Source organism: Achromobacter xylosoxidans (assembly GCF_002192695.1).
Classification (GTDB): domain Bacteria; phylum Pseudomonadota; class Gammaproteobacteria; order Burkholderiales; family Burkholderiaceae_B; genus Achromobacter; species Achromobacter xylosoxidans_C.
Genome location: NZ_MTLG01000085.1, coordinates 39,509 through 56,514, shown reverse-complemented (window position 1 = coordinate 56,514; position 17,006 = coordinate 39,509). Strand labels below are relative to the sequence as shown.

Annotated in this window: 13 protein-coding genes; 11 read left to right on the top strand and 2 right to left on the bottom strand. The window is 68.0% G+C overall.

Annotated features, from left to right (window positions below; translation table 11 throughout):
- The first annotated feature begins 50 nt into the window (after positions 1 to 50).
- The 6 genes from BRO63_RS21325 to BRO63_RS21300 all read left to right on the top strand — a co-directional run bounded on the left by BRO63_RS21325 (position 51) and on the right by BRO63_RS21300 (position 7,904).
- Positions 51 to 1,373, top strand: a complete 1,323-nt coding sequence (locus tag BRO63_RS21325; protein WP_088141721.1) for an OmpP1/FadL family transporter — start codon at positions 51 to 53, stop codon at positions 1,371 to 1,373.
- Between the two features lie 70 nt (positions 1,374 to 1,443).
- Positions 1,444 to 3,834, top strand: a complete 2,391-nt coding sequence (locus BRO63_RS21320; RefSeq protein ID WP_088141720.1) for a 3-hydroxyacyl-CoA dehydrogenase/enoyl-CoA hydratase family protein — start codon at positions 1,444 to 1,446, stop codon at positions 3,832 to 3,834.
- Position 3,835: 1 nt separating this feature from the next.
- Positions 3,836 to 5,035, top strand: coding sequence for an acetyl-CoA C-acyltransferase (locus BRO63_RS21315; RefSeq protein WP_088141719.1), 1,200 nt, complete (start codon positions 3,836 to 3,838; stop codon positions 5,033 to 5,035).
- A 17-nt stretch (positions 5,036 to 5,052) separates the two neighbouring features.
- The gene (locus BRO63_RS21310; RefSeq protein WP_088141718.1) at positions 5,053 to 5,598 is read left to right on the top strand and encodes a DUF4442 domain-containing protein; all 546 of its coding nucleotides are present in this window, start codon (positions 5,053 to 5,055) and stop codon (positions 5,596 to 5,598) included.
- Positions 5,562 to 6,152 carry a chalcone isomerase family protein gene (locus BRO63_RS21305; protein WP_088141717.1) on the top strand — a complete coding sequence of 197 codons (591 nt, stop codon included), beginning with the start codon at positions 5,562 to 5,564 and terminating at the stop codon, positions 6,150 to 6,152. Before BRO63_RS21310 ends, BRO63_RS21305 begins: the two co-directional genes overlap by 37 nt.
- Before the next feature lie 48 nt (positions 6,153 to 6,200).
- The gene (locus BRO63_RS21300) at positions 6,201 to 7,904 is read left to right on the top strand and encodes an AMP-binding protein (protein WP_088141716.1); all 1,704 of its coding nucleotides are present in this window, start codon (positions 6,201 to 6,203) and stop codon (positions 7,902 to 7,904) included.
- A 51-nt stretch (positions 7,905 to 7,955) separates the two neighbouring features.
- Here BRO63_RS21300 and BRO63_RS21295 read toward each other — a convergent pair whose 3' ends face one another.
- Positions 7,956 to 9,524, bottom strand: a complete 1,569-nt coding sequence (locus tag BRO63_RS21295) for a sulfatase-like hydrolase/transferase (RefSeq protein ID WP_088141715.1) — start codon at positions 9,522 to 9,524, stop codon at positions 7,956 to 7,958.
- A gap of 11 nt (positions 9,525 to 9,535) precedes the next feature.
- The gene (locus BRO63_RS21290) at positions 9,536 to 10,474 is read right to left on the bottom strand and encodes a Bug family tripartite tricarboxylate transporter substrate binding protein (protein WP_256943374.1); all 939 of its coding nucleotides are present in this window, start codon (positions 10,472 to 10,474) and stop codon (positions 9,536 to 9,538) included.
- Between the two features lie 202 nt (positions 10,475 to 10,676).
- On the opposite strand from BRO63_RS21290, the gene BRO63_RS21285 reads away from it, so the two are divergent.
- The 5 genes from BRO63_RS21285 (at position 10,677) to pdxA (ending at position 17,005) form a co-directional block, all read left to right on the top strand.
- Positions 10,677 to 11,201, top strand: coding sequence for a MarR family winged helix-turn-helix transcriptional regulator (locus BRO63_RS21285; protein ID WP_088141713.1), 525 nt, complete (start codon positions 10,677 to 10,679; stop codon positions 11,199 to 11,201).
- Positions 11,202 to 11,523: 322 nt separating this feature from the next.
- Entirely contained in the window at positions 11,524 to 13,569 is a 2,046-nt protein-coding gene (locus BRO63_RS21280) for a TonB-dependent siderophore receptor (RefSeq protein ID WP_256943373.1), read from the top strand.
- A gap of 147 nt (positions 13,570 to 13,716) precedes the next feature.
- Complete coding sequence (locus BRO63_RS21275; RefSeq protein ID WP_088141711.1) at positions 13,717 to 14,742, top strand: 2-keto-3-deoxygluconate permease; 1,026 nt, start codon at positions 13,717 to 13,719, stop codon at positions 14,740 to 14,742.
- Positions 14,739 to 15,956, top strand: a complete 1,218-nt coding sequence (dtnK, locus tag BRO63_RS21270) for a D-threonate kinase (RefSeq protein WP_088141710.1) — start codon at positions 14,739 to 14,741, stop codon at positions 15,954 to 15,956. The genes BRO63_RS21275 and dtnK overlap by 4 nt, the downstream gene beginning before the upstream one ends.
- Complete coding sequence (gene pdxA, locus BRO63_RS21265; RefSeq protein ID WP_088141709.1) at positions 15,953 to 17,005, top strand: 4-hydroxythreonine-4-phosphate dehydrogenase PdxA; 1,053 nt, start codon at positions 15,953 to 15,955, stop codon at positions 17,003 to 17,005. The genes dtnK and pdxA overlap by 4 nt, the downstream gene beginning before the upstream one ends.
- The last annotated feature ends 1 nt before the right edge of the window (position 17,006 follow it).

Sequence of the window (17,006 nt, the reverse complement as noted above, 5' to 3'; positions counted from 1 at the left end):
AAGACCGGCAGTGCCATAGAGACATCTATCCATCACGAGGAGGCAGTACCATGAGCAGACGTTCATTGTCCCTGAGCACCTTGTCGGCCCTCGTGGTCGGCCTGGGCGCATCCACGGCAACGCACTCGGCCGGCTTTCAGCTCCTGGAGCAGAACGCCAGCGGCCTGGGCAACGCCTATGCAGGCTCCGCGGCGAATCCGGAGAACGCCAGCATCATCTATTACAACCCCGCCGGCATGACCTACCTGCCCGGCTTCAACGTGTCCGGCGGCGTCAACCTGATCAAGCCGTCGTTCAAGTTTTCCGACAACGGCGACAGCCGCAATCCCAGCATTCCCGGCCTGCCGGGCACCGGCCTGGGCGGATCGCGCCCGACCGGCGGCAACGGCGGCGACGCCGGCAACCTGGGCGTGGTGCCCAATATGTACGCCTCCTGGCAATTGAACGAGCAATGGTTCATCGGCCTGGGCGTGGGCGCACCCTTCGGCCTGATGACCGAGTACGACGACGGCTGGGTGGGCCAGTACCACTCCAACAAGTTCGAAATCAAGACGATCAACGTCAACCCGTCGATCGCCTACAAGGTCAACGAGAAGTTCTCCATGGGCTTTGGCGTGAACTGGCAGCACATCGACGCCAATTACAAGAAGAAGACCGTGCTGCCGGTTCCCGGCCTGCCGCTGGGCACCACCGGCGACGCCGACCTGAACCTCAAGGGCGACGCCTGGGGCTGGAACGTGGGCTTCATGCTGCAACCCACCGAAGACACCCGCATCGGCCTGTCCTACCGCTCGAAGATCAAGCACACGGCCAAGGGCGACACGGACATCACCAGCATCTATCCGCGCGGCAACTCGATATCGTTCGACGCCAAGGCCACCGTGTCCCTACCCGACACCCTGATCCTGAGCGCGGCGCACCAGTTGAACGAACGCTGGGAGCTGCTGGGCGACGTCTCGTGGACCGGCTGGAGCAGCATTCCCAACCTGAAGATCCGCAACTCGGGCGTGGGCGCACGCGACGACGAGCTGCCGCTGAACTTCCGCGACAGCTGGCGCGTCGCCCTGGGCGCCAACTACAAGTTCGCGCCCAACTGGAAGTGGAAGTTCGGCGTCGCCTTCGACCAGTCGCCTGTCTACAAGGAAGCCGACCGCCCGACCTCGCTGCCGGACAACGACCGCTACTGGCTCTCGACCGGCGTGCAGTGGCAAGCCACCAAGGACACCACGCTCGACGTGGGCTACACCTATCTCTACCTGCGCAAGACGGACATCGACACCACGTCCGGCAGCCAGTTGACCAAGGGCCGCGTCGCGGGCACCTATGACAGCAATGCCCACATCCTGGGCATACAGCTGTCGTCCCGCTTCTAACCCGCCCCGGATGGCGGGGCCCGGCCTGGTCCGGACCGCCCCGCCATCCGCATTTTTTCAGGAGACTGCCTTGAGCAAGTTCGTCGTCAAACACGTCGCCGTCCTGGGGGCCGGCGTCATGGGCGCGCAGATCGCCGCGCATCTGGCCAATGCCGGCGTGCCCGTCACGCTGTTCGACCTGGCCGCCCCCGAAGGCGACCGCAACGGCGCCGTCAAGAAGGCGATCGCCGGCTTGAGGAAGCTGGAACCCGCGCCCCTGGCCGGCGCGGCGCGCCTGGCTTACATCACGCCCGCCAACTACGACGACGACCTGGAACGCCTGCGCGGCTGCGACCTGGTCATCGAGGCCATCGCCGAGCGCATGGACTGGAAGACCGCGCTGTACGAGCGCATCGCGCCGCACGTGGCCCCTGGCGCCATCATCGCCTCCAATACCTCGGGCCTGTCGATCGACGCGCTGGCCAATGCCCTGCCCGCGGGCCTGCGCGACCGTTTCTGCGGCATCCACTTTTTCAACCCGCCCCGCTACATGCGGCTGGTGGAGATCATCGCCACCTCGCACACCCAGCCCGTCGTGCTGGATCAGCTTGAAACCTGGCTGACCTCGACCCTGGGCAAGGGCGTGATCCGCGCGCTGGACACGCCCAACTTCGTGGCCAACCGCATCGGCGTGTTCTCGATCCTGGCGGCCATGCATCACACGGCCCGCCTCGGCCTGGCGTTCGACGAGGTCGACGCCCTGACCGGGCCGAAGATCGGCCGCCCCAAGAGCGCCACCTACCGCACCGCCGACGTGGTCGGCCTGGACACGCTGGCCCATGTGGTCGGCACCATGGACAAGAACCTGCCGGACGATCCCTGGCACCGCTATTTCAAGCTGCCCGAGTGGCTCTCCGCCCTGATCGCCAAGGGCGCATTGGGGCAGAAGACCGGCGCCGGCGTCTATCGCAAGCAGGGCCGCGAAATCCAGGTGCTGGACCTGAAGGCGCAGGACTACGCGCCCAGCGCCGGCAAGCTGGCCGACGAAGTCGCGGCCCTGCTCAAGGAACGCGACCCGGGCAAGCGCTTCGCCGCGCTGCGCGCCAGCAGCCATCCCCAGGCCCAGTTCCTGTGGAGCCTGTTCCGCGACATCTTCCACTACAGCGCCGTGCAGCTCGAACACGTCGCCGACAATGCGCGCGACCTGGACCTGGCCATGCGCTGGGGCTTCGGCTGGGCGCAGGGTCCGTTCGAAACCTGGCAGGCGGCCGGCTGGCAGGCCATCGCCGCCGCGGTGGCCGAGGACATCGCCGCCGGCCAGGCCATGAGCGACGCGCCGCTGCCGGCCTGGGCGCTGGAACCCGGCCGCAACGGCGTGCATGCGCCCGAAGGCTCCTACTCCGCGCGCACCGGCCAGCTGCGCCCGCGCTCGACGCTGCCGGTGTACCGCCGCCAGTTGTTCCCCGAGCGCGTGCACGGCGAAGGCTCCGGCGAGCGCGGCGTCACGATCTGGGAAAACGAAGGCGTGCGCCTGTGGAACCTGCCGCAGGTCGACGCCGGCGTGGCCATCCTCTCGGTCACCTCGAAGAACCACACCCTGGGCGCGGAAGTGCTCGAAGGCATCCTGCAAGCGGTGGCGCGCGCGGAGCGCGAATACGACGGCCTGGTCATCTGGCATGACGCGCCCTTCGCCGTGGGCGCCAACCTGCAACAGGTCGCCGAGGCCTGCGCCGCCGGCCAGTGGGACATGCTGGAGGCCACGGTTGAAAAGTTCCAGCGCACCTCGCAGTCGTTCAAGTATGCGCAGATTCCCACCGTGGCGGCCGTGCAGGGCATGGCGCTGGGCGGCGGCTGCGAATTCCTGATGCACGCCTCGCACCGGGTGCTGGCGTTGGAAAGCTATGTCGGCCTGGTCGAGGCCGGCGTCGGGCTGATTCCGGCCGGCGGCGGCAGCAAGGAGTTCGCCGGCCGCGCCGCCGCGCTGGCCGCCAAGACCGCCACGCCGGGCGAAGTCTTCCCCTATCTGCAGCCGGTGTTCCAGACCATCGCCACGGCGCAGGTCGCCAAGAGCGCGCTGGAAGCCATCGCCACGGGCTTCGCCCGCGAGCATGACATCGTCGTGTTCCACCCGGACGAGCTGCTGTACGTCGCCATCGGCCAGGCCCGCGCCGCGGCCGAGGCGGGCTACACGCCGCCGGCGCGCCTGCGCGACATTCCCGTCGCGGGCCGCAACGGCATCGCCAACTTTGAAATGGTGCTGGTCAATATGCGCGAAGGCGGCATGATCAGCGCGCATGACTACCGCGTGGCGCGCAGCGCCGCCGTCGCCCTGTGCGGCGGCGAGGTCGAAACCGGCGCCAAGGTGGACGAGGAATGGTTGCTGGCCGTGGAACGCAAGGAATTCGTGGCGCTGCTGCGCACGCCTGAAACCCAGGCCCGCATCCGCCACACCCTCGACACCGGCAAGCCTTTGAGGAACTGACATGAGCAAGCAGATTCAAGACGCCTACATCGTCGCCGCCACGCGCCTGCCGGTGGGCAAGCGCAACGGCGCCTACATCACCACCCGCCCCGACGACATGCTGGCCGCCGCGCTCAATGGCGCGCTGGCGCAGGTCCCGGGCCTGGATGCCGCGCGCATCGACGACGTCATCGCCGGCTGCGCCATGCCGGAAGCCGAACAGGGCATGAACGTGGCCCGCATCGGCCTGTTGCTCGCCGGCCTGCCGCAAAGCGTGGCGGGCGTCACCGTGAACCGCTTCTGCGCCTCGGGCCTGCAGGCGGTGGCCGACGCCGCGGCCCGCATCCGCACCGGCGAGGCCGACATCATGATAGGCGCCGGCACCGAGTCCATGAGCGCCATGCCGCAGATCATGGGCAACAAGGTGTCGATGAACCCGGCCATCTTCGAACACCAGGAAAACATCGGCATGGCCTTCGGCATGGGCCTGACCGGCGAGAAGGTCGCCGAACGCTGGAAGGTCTCGCGCGAGGACCAGGACGCCTTCGCCCTGGCCTCGCACCAGAAGGCTTGCGCGGCCATTGCCGCCGGCCACTTCCGCGCCGAGATCACACCCTATGAAACGGTGTCGCGCCAGCCCGGCGACGCCAGCGGCACGGTGCGCGTCACGCGCCGCCTGGTCGAGACGGACGAAGGTCCGCGCCCGGACAGCAGCGCCGAGGCGCTGGCCCGTCTGAAGCCCGTGTTCGCCGCGCGCGGCAGCGTCACCGCCGGCAACAGCTCGCAGATGTCCGACGGCGCCGCCGCCGTGATCCTGGTGTCCGACCGCATCCTGCGTGAATTCAATCTGAGCCCGCTGGCGCGCTTTGCCAGCTTCGCCGTAGCCGGCGTGCCGCCCGAAGTCATGGGCATCGGCCCGGTCGCGGCCATCCCCAAGGTGCTGCAACGCGCCGGCATCGGCCAGGACGCGCTGGACTGGATCGAACTGAACGAGGCCTTCGCCGCCCAATCGCTGGCCGTCATCCGCGAACTGAAGCTGGACCCGGCCAAGGTGAATCCGCTGGGCGGCGCGATCGCGCTGGGTCACCCGCTGGGTGCCACCGGCGCGATCCGCACGGCCACCCTGACCCACGGCCTGCGCCGCACCGGCGGCAAGTACGGACTGGTGACCATGTGCATCGGCACCGGCATGGGCGCGGCGGGCCTGTTCGAGGCGATGTAGGCGGAGCGGCGCGGAGCATGAAGCCCTATTGGTTCAAGAACCTGTCGCCGACATGGCGGGCGCGCCTGATGCGGGTGGGCTTCAACCTGCATCCGGCGTTCCGCGCCACCGGCGGCAAAGTGGTGCATGTGTCCGCGGACTTCCACCATATCCGCATCAAGCTGCCGCTGCTGCGACGCACCCGCAATATCGTCGGCTCGATGTACGGCGGCTCGCTGTTCGCCGTGACCGATGGCGCCCACCCGACGATGCTGATGTCCGCGCTGGGCGCGGACCACATCGTGTGGGACAAGGCGGCCACCATCCGCTACCGCAAGCCGGCCTACGTCACGCTGTACGTCGACTTCCGGCTGCCGCCCGGCGAGATCGCGGAAATCCGTAAGCTCCTGGCGCGCGACCATGAAACCACCCGGACCTATACGGTGGAACTCAAGGACCGCGACGGCGTCGTCTATGCCGTGGTGGAACGCACGATCTATATCGCAGACAAGAAGTTCTACAAGCAGAAGAACACTGGAGGAGAAACATGCGTTGCATCCCCGGAGGGCGAACCGCCGCCCTGAGCCTCATGCTTGCCGCCTGCCTGGCCGGCGCCCCCGCGCAGTCCGCCGACGTGGAAGTCGCCGGCGTGCGCGTGCCGGACAGCCTGTCGGAAGGCGGCCGCGCCCTGGTGCTGAACGGCGCCGGCGTGCGCACCAAGTTCGTCGTCAAGGTCTACGTGGCCGCGCTGTACGCCACCGCGAAAAGCAGCGACGCGGCCGCGCTGGTCAACAGCGAGGAGCCGCGCCGCATGCGCCTGTTATTGCTGCGCGACGTCGACAGCAAAAGCCTGGACGAAGCCCTGCAGGACGGATTGCGCGACAATACCTCGGCGCAGGAGCTGGCCGAACTGAAGGCGCCGGCCGCCCGCCTGTCCGCCTTGATGGCGGAAATCGGCGCCGTGCGCGAAGGCGACGTGGTCGACCTGGATTTCGACCCCCGTGGCGTCGCGGTCACCGATAACGGCAAACTGCGCGGCCGCATCGACAGCCCCGCGTTCGCGCGCGCCCTGCTGCGGGTCTGGCTGGGCGAAAAGCCCGCGCAAGCTTCCCTGAAAAAAGCCCTGCTGGGCGGCTAGGGCCCCAGGCTCTTCTTGCTGTACAGGCCCCACACGGAAATCCGGCAAATGGAACGAATCTGGCAGAAAAGCTATCCCGCGGGCGTACCCGCGGAGATCGAGATGGACGGCGTGACGACGCTGGTGTCGGTGGTGCGCGAGAGCTGCGAGCGCTACGCCGGCAAGACCTCGTACATCAGTATGGGCAAATCGCTCAGCTATGCCGAACTCGACCGGCTGACGCGCGACTTCGCGGCCTGGCTGCACGCCAACGGCCTGGGCCGCGGCGACCGCGTCGCGCTCATGATGCCCAACCTGTTGCAGTACCCCGTGTGCCTGTTCGGCGCCTTGCGCGCCGGCTGCGTGGTGGTCAACTGCAACCCGCTCTACACCCCGCACGAACTCCAGCACCAGTTGGCCGACTCGGGCGCCCGCGTCATCGTGGTCGCCGACAACTTCGCCGCCACCGTGCAAAAGGCCCTGGACGGCACCGCGATAGAACGCGTGGTGGTGACGTCCATCGGCGAGCTGCTGGGGCCGCTCAAGGGCCGTCTGGTGGATTTCGTGGTCCGCCGCGTCAAGCGCATGGTGCCCGCGTGGTCCCTGCCTGGCGCCTTGCGGCTGGGCGACGCGCTACGCGCCGGAAGCCGCGCGCCCTTTGACGAAGTGCCGCTGGACCAGCGCGACCTGGCCTGCCTGCAATACACCGGCGGCACCACCGGCGTGGCCAAGGCAGCCATGCTCACCCACGGCAACCTGGTGGCCAACCTGAGCCAGGCCTATGCCTGGGTCCGGCCGCTGGTAACCGAAGGCGAAGAGTGCATCGTGACCGCCTTGCCGCTGTATCACATCTTCGCGCTGACGGCGAACTGCCTGACCTTCATGAAGATGGGCGCCAGCAACCTGCTCATCATCAACCCGCGCGACATCCCCGGGCTGGTCAAGGAAATGCGCAAGGTGCCGTTTTCGGCTTTCACGGGCGTGAACACGCTATTCAACGCCCTGCTCAACAACCCGGATTTCGCGCGCCTGGACTTCTCGCGGTTGCGCCTGACGATGGGCGGCGGCATGGCGGTGCAGCGCGCCGTGGCCGACCGCTGGCGCGCCGTCACCGGCCGTTCGCTGGCGCAGGCCTACGGCCTGACCGAAACCTCGCCCGCGGTCACAATCAATCCGCTGGACGTGAAGGAATTCACCGGCTCCATCGGCCTGCCCGTGCCATCCACCGAGATCTCCATCCGCGACGACGCCGGCACGGAGCTGGGCATAGGCGAAACCGGCGAAATCTGCGTCCGCGGCCCGCAGGTCACGCAGGGCTACTGGCAACGGCCCGACGAAACCGCGTTGGTCCTGTACGCGGACGGATTCCTGCGCACCGGCGACGTCGGCTACGTGGACGAGAAGGGCTATGTGTTCCTGGTGGACCGCAAGAAGGACATGATCCTGGTGTCCGGCTTCAACGTCTACCCGAACGAGGTCGAGGACGTGGCCGCCCTGCATCCCGGCGTGCGCGAGGTGGCGGCGGTGGGCGTGCCCGACGAGCGCTCGGGCGAGGCGGTCAAGCTGTATGTGATCCGCAAGGACCCCGCGCTGGACGCCGAGACCCTGATCGCGCACTGCCGCAAGCAGCTGACAGGCTACAAGGTGCCGCGCTACATCGAATTCCGCGATGACCTGCCGCGTACCAACGTCGGCAAGATCCTGCGCCGCGAGTTGAAGCCCGCGGCGCAGGAAGCCGCGCAGGCGCAAGCCCGGCAACCGAGCCGGGCCTGAGCAACCGGCGGCTCGCGGCCAGCGCGGGCCGGCCCTTGTTGCCGGCCCGGACTACCACTGCCCGAAGTACACCCCTGCCCGCTTGTGGGCGTTGGTCCCTTTCTCCACGGCCTCGTCGCTGATGGTGGTGCGGCGCTTGCCGCGCAGCATCCATTCCAGCAGGCGCTGGCGCAGCGCGAGGCGCGTTTGCGCATGCGCGCTGCTTGCGCCCAAGTCCTGGAACTCGTCCGGATCGGCTTGCAGGTCGAAGAGCTGCTCGCGCTCGTCCAGCCAGTACACGTAGCGCCAGCGGTCCGTGCGCACCGACCAGGCACGGGCGTTCTGCGGCGTCTTGCCGCACAACACGCGAGCCTCGCGGAAACTGTAGTCCAGCTCCGAGTAGACGCAGTCGCGCCAGGGCGTGGCGGCATCGCGGCCGTGCAGCAGGGCCTGCAGTTCGCGGCCCTCCAGCCGGTGTCCGGGGCCAGGTTTTCCCAGCGCGCGCAACACTGTGGGCACCAGGTCCACGCTTTCCACCATGTCGTCCAGGGCGCGGCCGCGCGTGGCGTCAGCCGCGGCCGACGGATCCATGACGATGAAGGGCACACGTTGCACGGTGTCGTAGAACAGCTCTTTCTCGCCCAACCAGTGGTCGCCGAGGAAATCGCCGTGGTCCGCCGTGAACACGATGAGCGTGTTCTTCATCAGGCCCGCGCCTTCCATGTAGTCGAACAGCCGGCCCAGATGATCGTCCAGTTGCCGGATCAGGCCCTGGTAGGCCGGACGCACCACGCGCACGCATTCGTCGGTGGAAAAGCTGACGCTCTCTTCCTGCTGCCGGTAGGCCGCCACCACTGGATGCGCGTTCTCCAGTTCTTCCCGGTTGCGCCGCACCGGCAGGCATTGGTCCGGGGTGTAGCGCTTGTGGTACGGATCGGGCGCCATGTAGGGCCAATGCGGCTTCACATAGCTCAGGTGCAGCACCCAGGGCTGGCTGCCGCGCCGCTTCATGAAGTCCAGCGCCTGGTCCGTCATGTAGGCGGTCTCGGAATGCCGCTCGGCGACGCGCGCGGGCAGATGCGCGTTGCGCATGTTCCAGCCGCTGACCACCTGGCCGCCCTCGTCCACCGCGGCGATCACATAATCCGTCCAGGGGTCCGCGCTGTCGTAGCCGTGGCGCCGCAGAAAGGCGGGATAGCCGCTTTCGTCGCCCGGCGTGTGGTGGCCGTCGTAACGGTCCAGCTCGGTGAAGCCGCCACGGCCAAGCAGGACGCCGAGTTCGGAGGCGCCATCGATCGCCAGCCGCTCCATGCCGGCGCGGTCGGGGATGATGTGGGTCTTGCCGGCCAGCGCCAGTTCGCGGCCCTGCCCCGCCAGGTACTCGCCCAGCGTGATCTCGTTGACCGACAGCGGCACGCGGTTCCAGGTGGCGCCGTGGCGCGAGGGATAGCGGCCGGTGTAGTAGCTCATGCGCGAAGGCCCGCACACGCCCGAATTCACGAAGGCGCGATCGAAGCGCACGCCGCGCGCCGCCAACGCATCCAGGCTGGGCGTCTGCAGGTAGGGATGGCCATAACAGCTCAGGTGATCGGCCCGCAGCTGGTCCGCCATGATGAACAATACATTCTGCACCTCGCTCATTGCCGCCTCTCCTATTGCTCGGCCTTGAAGCCGGAGGCCCGCACCACGGGCTCCCATTGCTTGCGGTAGGCAGACAATGCGTCAGCCGTGCCGCTCGCGTCCAGCGACACCGGCTCAAGATAGGCGGCGTGCACGGCCTCCTGCATGGCCGGCTCGCGCAGCACCGCCGCGATGTCCGCGCCCAGCCTGTCAGCCTTGGCCTGCGGCATGGCCGCCGGCGCGAAGAACGCGTTCCAGCCGTCGGCCGCGAGGTTCACCCCGCCTTCCTTGAAGGTAGGCACGTCCTTGAGTTCGGCATCGCGCGCGTCGCCGGAGATGGCGAGGATGCGGATCTTGCCGGCGCGGTGCTGCGGCAGCAAGGTGTCCAGCGTGTCTATGCCTTGCGGCAGGATGCCGCCTATCAATTCGGAAATCAGCGGCGCCGATCCGCGGTAGCCGACCACTTCCGGCTCCTGGCCCAGTTCGCGGCCCAGCATCAGGGCGAAGAAATGCGGCAGGCTGCCGGTGGCAGGCACGCCCACCGCGAACTGTTTGGGATTGGCTTTCAGCCACTGCCGCAGGCCGGCCAGGTCCTGGATCGGCGAATTCGCCGCCACCGCCAGCGCGAACTTGTAGCGGCTGACCAGCGACACCGGCTTGAAATCGCGTTGCGCATCGTAGCCGGGCTGGGAGTAGACCAGCGGCGCCACCACCATCACGGCCGGGTTCGCCAGCATCAGCACGTTCTGGCTGGCTGGCGCCGCGTGCAGGCCTTGCGCCGCGATGCGGCCGCCCGCTCCCGTCTTGTTCTCGACCACCACGGCCACGCCGACCCGTTCCTTGAGCCGGTCCGCGACCAGCCGCGCGATGCGGTCCGAACTGCCGCCCGGCGGATAGCCCACCACCACCGTCAGCGTCCCGTCCAGCGGGGCCTGCTGCGCACACGCCAGCGGGGCTGCTCCCGCCAACATCGTCGCCACCGCGGCGCCTGCAATCCAATTACGCATCGTCTTCTCCTGGAGACAGCGGCCCGCTGTCGATTATGGTTTTCACTGCCTGGCCGATACCCAAATAGGAAAATTGACTTTAGCAACGCGGGCATTTGTTGATCTAATCCAGGACTGCCAATAACGATATGCAGCGCGAACTGCAACGCCACCAGGAGAAGACGCCATGCCGACCGATCCCGCATCCGGCCACCGCCAGCTTTCGGACATGCTCATGTACCGGCTGTACCAGGCTTGGTCACAAGCCAATCCGGTGTTCCTGCGCCTGTGCGAAGGACGCTTCGGCATCACGCGGCGTGAATGGCGCGTGCTGGCCTGTGCCGTCGAGGGCGGCATCATGAATTCGGCCGAATTGGCGGCCGCCGCCAAGCTTGATCCTGTCCGCACTTCCCGTACCCTGGGCGCGCTGTGCGAGAAAGGCTGGCTGCGGCGCCTGCACGACGGCGCCGATCGGCGCATGGTGCGAGTGGAAGCCACCGATGAAGGCGTCGCCTGCTATCGCGCCTTGCTGCCCGAGGTCGCGCACCTGAACGACCTGCTGGTGCAGGACTTGAGCGACGACGAGGTCGCCTTGCTGCGCGGCTTCCTGGGCCGCATCGAACAGCGCGGCCGCCGCATGGCCGAAGACAACATCGTCTCGGAAAAAGCCAGCCGGCGCGACGGCGGCACCCGCCGCCCGCGCCACGCCTGAGCCATTCTGTCGCGCCTCGCCAACAGGCGCGCCGCTCCCGCCCCCCTTCCTCAAGCGTCTGCAAGCCACTGATAGGACGGCGTTTTTTGTCGCCTGCCTTACCGCTCGGCAAGCTTTGCACGGCTTTTTTACATCTGCGGACCGCCGATTACCTGACAGCCTCAACCTAGTAAATCGATAATAGTTATCGTTGTCATTTGCATCCAAAATCGGCCGAGTGCAGGGCCGAAGGGGAAATCCATTGAAACGCCACCCTGATCCCGCCGCCCGGCGCGCGCGGCCGCTGGTCCTGTTGCCTGTTGCCGCCGCGCTTGCCGCCTGCATGGGCGCCGCAGCGCAAGCCCAGCCCGCCGCATCCAGCGAACCCGCCACCCTCCTGCCCGCCGTGCAGGTCACCGGCACCGGTGAAACCGCGACCAGCCCGGTCGAAGGCTATGTCGCCACGCGCAGCGCCACCGCGACGAAGACCGACACCCCCCTGTCCGAAACGCCGCAGGCCATCACCGTGATCCCGCGTGAACAGATCGTGGACCAGGGCGCGCAGAACATCCAGGACACCATGAACTACGCCGCCGGCGTGCGCCCCAATGCGTACGGCGTCGACAACCGCGCCGACTACGTGCGTGTCCGCGGCGTGGAGCCGGTGCAGTACCTGGACGGGCTGCGCCAGTATTTCAGCTTCAACAATCCGCGCACCGAGGTCTATGCCATGGAACGCGTCGAGGTGCTGCGCGGCCCCTCTTCCATGCTGTACGGACAGGGCAGCACCGGCGGCATCGTCAACCTGGTCAGCAAGCGGCCGCTGGAGGAAACGCAACGCGAGATCGGCGTGGTGCTGGGCAACCACAACCGCCGCGAGATCCAGGCCGACCTCACGGGCCCGGCCAGCGAGGACGGCCAATGGCTATACCGCGTGATTGCCGTGGGACGCGACAGCGATACCCAGGTCCAATACGCGCCGGACGACCGGCTGATGCTGGCGCCGTCCCTGACCTGGCGCCCCAGCGCAGCCACCTCGCTGACGCTGCAGGCCACCTGGCAGAAGGATCGCGCCGGCACCACACAATCCTTCCTGCCGTGGAGCGGTTCGGTGCAGGAAAATCCCAACGGCCGCATCCCGACCCGCCGCTTCGCCAGCGAGCCGGGCTTCGACGCCTACGACACCGAGCAGTTCAGCGTCGGCTGGCTGTTCGAGCATCAGTTCAACGACACCTGGAAAGTGCGGCAGAACTTCCGCAACACGGTCAGCAGCGTCGACTACAAGACGCTCTATCCCAACGTCTACGGCGCGCGCCGCGGCGATTCCTACATCGATCCGGAACAGACCACCGTCGACCGCATTTTCTATGTCAACAAGCCGCGCATGCGCACGCTGCTGGCGGACCAGAACCTGGAAGGCAAGCTGAACTGGGGCCGCACGGAGCACACGGTGATCTTCGGCATGGATTATTCGCGCTACCGCGAGACCAGCCAGACGGCCAGCGGCGCGGGCTCGCCGCTGAATCTGTACCACCCCGTGTACGGCAACGTGCCCGAGTACGAACTGTCGGACAACCCCAAGATCAATCAGCAGCAGATCGGCTTCTACGCGCAGGACCAGATCAAATTCGACAAGAACTGGATCTTCCTGGCCGGCATCCGCCGCGACCGCGCCGACAGCACCACCGAAGGCCAGGACCGCGAAACCGACATGGCCACCACCAAACGCTTTGGCCTGATGTACGCCGCGGACAACGGCTGGTCGCCCTACCTCAGTTACAGCGAATCGTTCACGCCCATCGCCGGCGCCGACTTCTATAACCAGCGCTGGAAGCCCATGCGCGGCAAGCAGGTGGAGGCCGGCATCAAGTACATGCCGAAGGACGCCGACATCGAATTCACCGCGGCCGCCTACGACCTGCGCGAGAAAAACCGCCAGACCAACGACCCGAACAACCCCAACAACCAGATCCAGGCCGGCAAGACCCGCACCCGCGGCGTGGAGCTGGAGCTGCGCGGCCGCGTCACCAAGGATGTGGACGTGATCGCCAACTACATCTACACCGACCTGGATCCGCAGCTGGAAGCGCAGCCCAAGCACATGGCCTCCATGTGGGGCAAGTACCGCTTCGCGCTGGCCGGCCAGCCTGGCTTCGCGGTGGGCGCGGGCGTGCGCTACCTGTCGGCGTTCCGCGACGGCGGCGCCCCGGAAACGCCGGCGGTCACGCTGTTCGACGCCATGCTCAGCTACGACAACGGTCCCTGGCGCTATGCGCTGAACGTGAACAACATTGCGGACCGCACGTATGAGGTGGTCTGCCTGGACCGCGGCGACTGCTTCTACGGCGCGCGCCGCACCGTCATGCTGAGCGGCGCCTACCGCTTTTAAAATCGGAACCGCCTCCGGGTCCGGGTACCTGTACGTACATGCTGTACGTACAGGTGTACACTACGGTTTTTCAACCCTGTTCAACCGTCTGACAGACGCGCGCTCGAACGTCTGCAACCCAGAAAAACCGTCCTGGAGACTCCGATAGTGTCGACCGAAACTTCCCGCTCGCCCTTTTTTGGCACGATGCAGAAAATCCCCGGTGGATTGATGCTGGTGCCGCTGATCCTGGGTTCCCTGATCGGCACCTTCGCTCCCGACGCCCTGGCGATCGGCGGCTTCACCACGGCGCTGTTCAAGAACAGCGCCCTGCCCCTGATCGCGCTGCTGATCTTCGCCACCGGCACCCAGGTCAACACGCGCACCGGCGGCCCCATCCTGGCCACCGCCGGCACCATCCTGCTGATGAAGACCCTGGTGCCCGCCACCCTCATCATCATCCTGGGCAGCTACGTCGGCCTGGACGGCGTGCTGGGCGTCTCCATCCTGGCGATGCTGGCCGCCTTCGACAACAGCAACGGCGGCCTGTGGCTGGCCTATACCGGCCAGTACGGCGATGCCCGCGACCGCGGCGCCTATGTGGCCAGCGCGGTCAACGACGGCCCCTTCTTCAGCCTGCTGTTCCTGGGCGCCTCGGGCCTGGCCGATATCCCCATGATCGCCCTGGTGGCGGCGCTGGTGCCGTTCCTGCTGGGCGTGGTGGTCGGCAACCTGGATCCCAAGTGGCGCGACGTGCTCAAGCCCGTGCCCAACATCGTCATCCCGTTCTTCGCCTTCGCGCTGGGCACTGGCATCAACCTGGGCGCCGTGGTTTCCGGCGGCATCAGCGGCCTGATCCTGGGCCTGATCATCAGCCCCATCACCGGCGGCCTGGTCTACCTGGGCTATCGCTACATCCTGAAGCGCGGCGGCAAGAGCGGCCTGGGCTTCGCGGCCGGCACCACCGCCGGCAACGCCATCGCCACCCCGGCCGTGGTGGCGGCGGCCGATCCCAACTTCCAGCAGTATGTGTCTACCGCCACCGCGCAGGTCGCCGCCTGCGTGCTGATCAGCTCGATCCTGGCGCCGATGCTGGCCTCGTACTTCCTCAAGCGCGCCGGCGAGCTCAAGTCCGAGGACGCCGATCCCGCGGTCGCGCCCGCCCTGCGTGAAGCGCGCGGAGAAGCGCTTTGAATCCCGCCATCGCCATCGTCGCCGATGACCTGACCGGTTCCGGCGACACGGCGGTGCAGTTCGTGCGCGCCGGCTGGAGCACGCACCTGTCCATTGGCGGCGCCGACGAGGCGCTGTCGGGTCCGGGCGCCGCGGGCGTGGAGGTGCTGGCGGTCACGACCAACAGCCGCCCCCTGTCGGCCGCCGACGCGGCCGAAGTCGTCTGGCAGAACGTGCGGCGCCTGCGTGCGGCCGGCGTCACGCGCCTGTACAAGAAAGTGGACTCCACCTTGCGCGGCGCCTTCAAGGCCGAGATCGACGCGGCGCGCGAGGCTTGGGGCCCGGACACCATCGCGGTGATCTGCCCGGCCTTTCCGGCCACCGGCCGCACCGTCGAACAAGGCGTGCTCTACGTCAACGGCAAGCCGGTCACCGAGACCTCGGCGGCCACCGATCCGGTGACCCCCGTGAACGAAAGCCATATCCCCACCCTGCTCGGTTGCGCGCACGTCGCGGCGCAGGAAGACGACACGCCGCAAGCGCTGGCGGCACGCATCCGCCAGGCAGGCAAGACCGTGGTGGTCGATGCCGCCACTGAAGCCGACCTGGAGCGCCTGGCGCGCGCCATCGGCCTGATTGGCGTGCACGCCCTGCCCGTGGGCGCGGGCGGCCTGGCCGTGCCGCTGGCCCGGGTCTGGGCCGGTGCCGACCAGACCGCGCCGGTCGTGGTGGTGGTGACCTCGCAGCACAGCGCGGCGCGGGCGCAAGCCGCCGCGCTGCAAGCCTCGGGCGCGGACACCTGGACGCCCTCGCTGGCCCAATTGGCCGACGACGCCGCATGGCAGGCCTGGAGCCAGCCGCTGCTGCAGGCGCACGCGCAAGCCCCCGCGCAGGCCGGTACGGTACTGCTGCTGGCGCCTGAGGGCCAACTGGACGGCCTGGATTCCGAGACCGTCGCCGCGCGCCTGGGCAGCCTGGCCGCGCAATTGATCGCCAGCGCCAACGCGGCCGGCGTGGTCGCCACCGGCGGCGACGGCGCGCGCAGCGTGCTGGTGGCGCTGGGCGCACGCGGCATTGCGCTGGTGGATGAAGTAATGGGCGGCGTGCCCCTGGGCACGCTGACCGGAGGCACGGCCGCCGGCCTGCCCGTGGTGACCAAGGCCGGCGGCTTTGGCACCGAAGATGTACTGGTTCGCGCGGTGCGCGCGATCCGCGACAGGAGATTCAAGCGATGACACAATCCCAACCGGGCAAGCTGCCCCTGCTGGCCGTAACCCTGGGCGACGTGGCGGGCATCGGGCCGGAAATCACGGCCAAGATGCTGATGGGCCATGACGAACTGCGCCAGAAGGCCCGCCTGCTGGTGGTCGGCGATGTCGACGTGATGGTCAACGCCGTGCGCAGCCTGGGCGGCGACCCCGCCATCGTGCGCAAGCTGGACCGCGCAGCCGACTGCGCCAACACGCCTGGCACGATCGAAGTGCTGCAGGCCGGCCCGTCGCTGGCCCACGTCAAGCTGGGCGAGATCAGCGCGGACGCGGGCGACGGCTCGGTGCGCTTCGTCACCACGGCCTGCGCCCTGGCGCGCGCCGGCGAGGTCGACGGCATCGTCACCGCGCCGCTGAACAAGGCCGCCATGCACGCGGCCGGCCACAAGTGGCCCGGCCATACCGAACTACTGGCGCACGAGTTCGGCGTCAAGACCTTCTCGCTGGTGCTATCGGCCGGCGACCTCTACATTTTCCACGCCACCACCCACGTATCGCTGCGCCAGGCCATCGAAGACCTGACCCCGGCGCGCATGCGCGCGGTGCTGCGCCTGGCCGGCTCGTTCGCCAAGGCGCTGGGCCGCGGCGACCAGCCGGTGGCGGTGTCGGGCCTGAATCCGCATGCCGGCGAAAACGGCATCTTCGGCACCGAAGACGCCGACATCCTGGCGCCCGCCGTGGCCGAAGCCAATGCCGCGGGCATCCTGGCCGCCGGCCCGATCCCGGCCGACGCGCTGTTCCCGCAAGCCGTGCGCGGCAAGTGGAAGTTCGTGATCGCCTGTTACCACGACCAGGGCCACGCGCCCTTCAAGGCGGTCTATGGCGACGACGGCGTAAACATCACGGTGGGCCTGCCGGTCGTGCGCGTGTCCGTGGACCACGGCACCGCCTTCGACATCGCCGGCCGTGGCATCGCCCGCGAGGACAGCCTGATCCTGGCCGCCGAGCGCGCCGCGCATCTGGCGCCGGGCTGGACGCATGTGTGGGAAACTGCGCGGGCACAAACCGGAGGTTGAT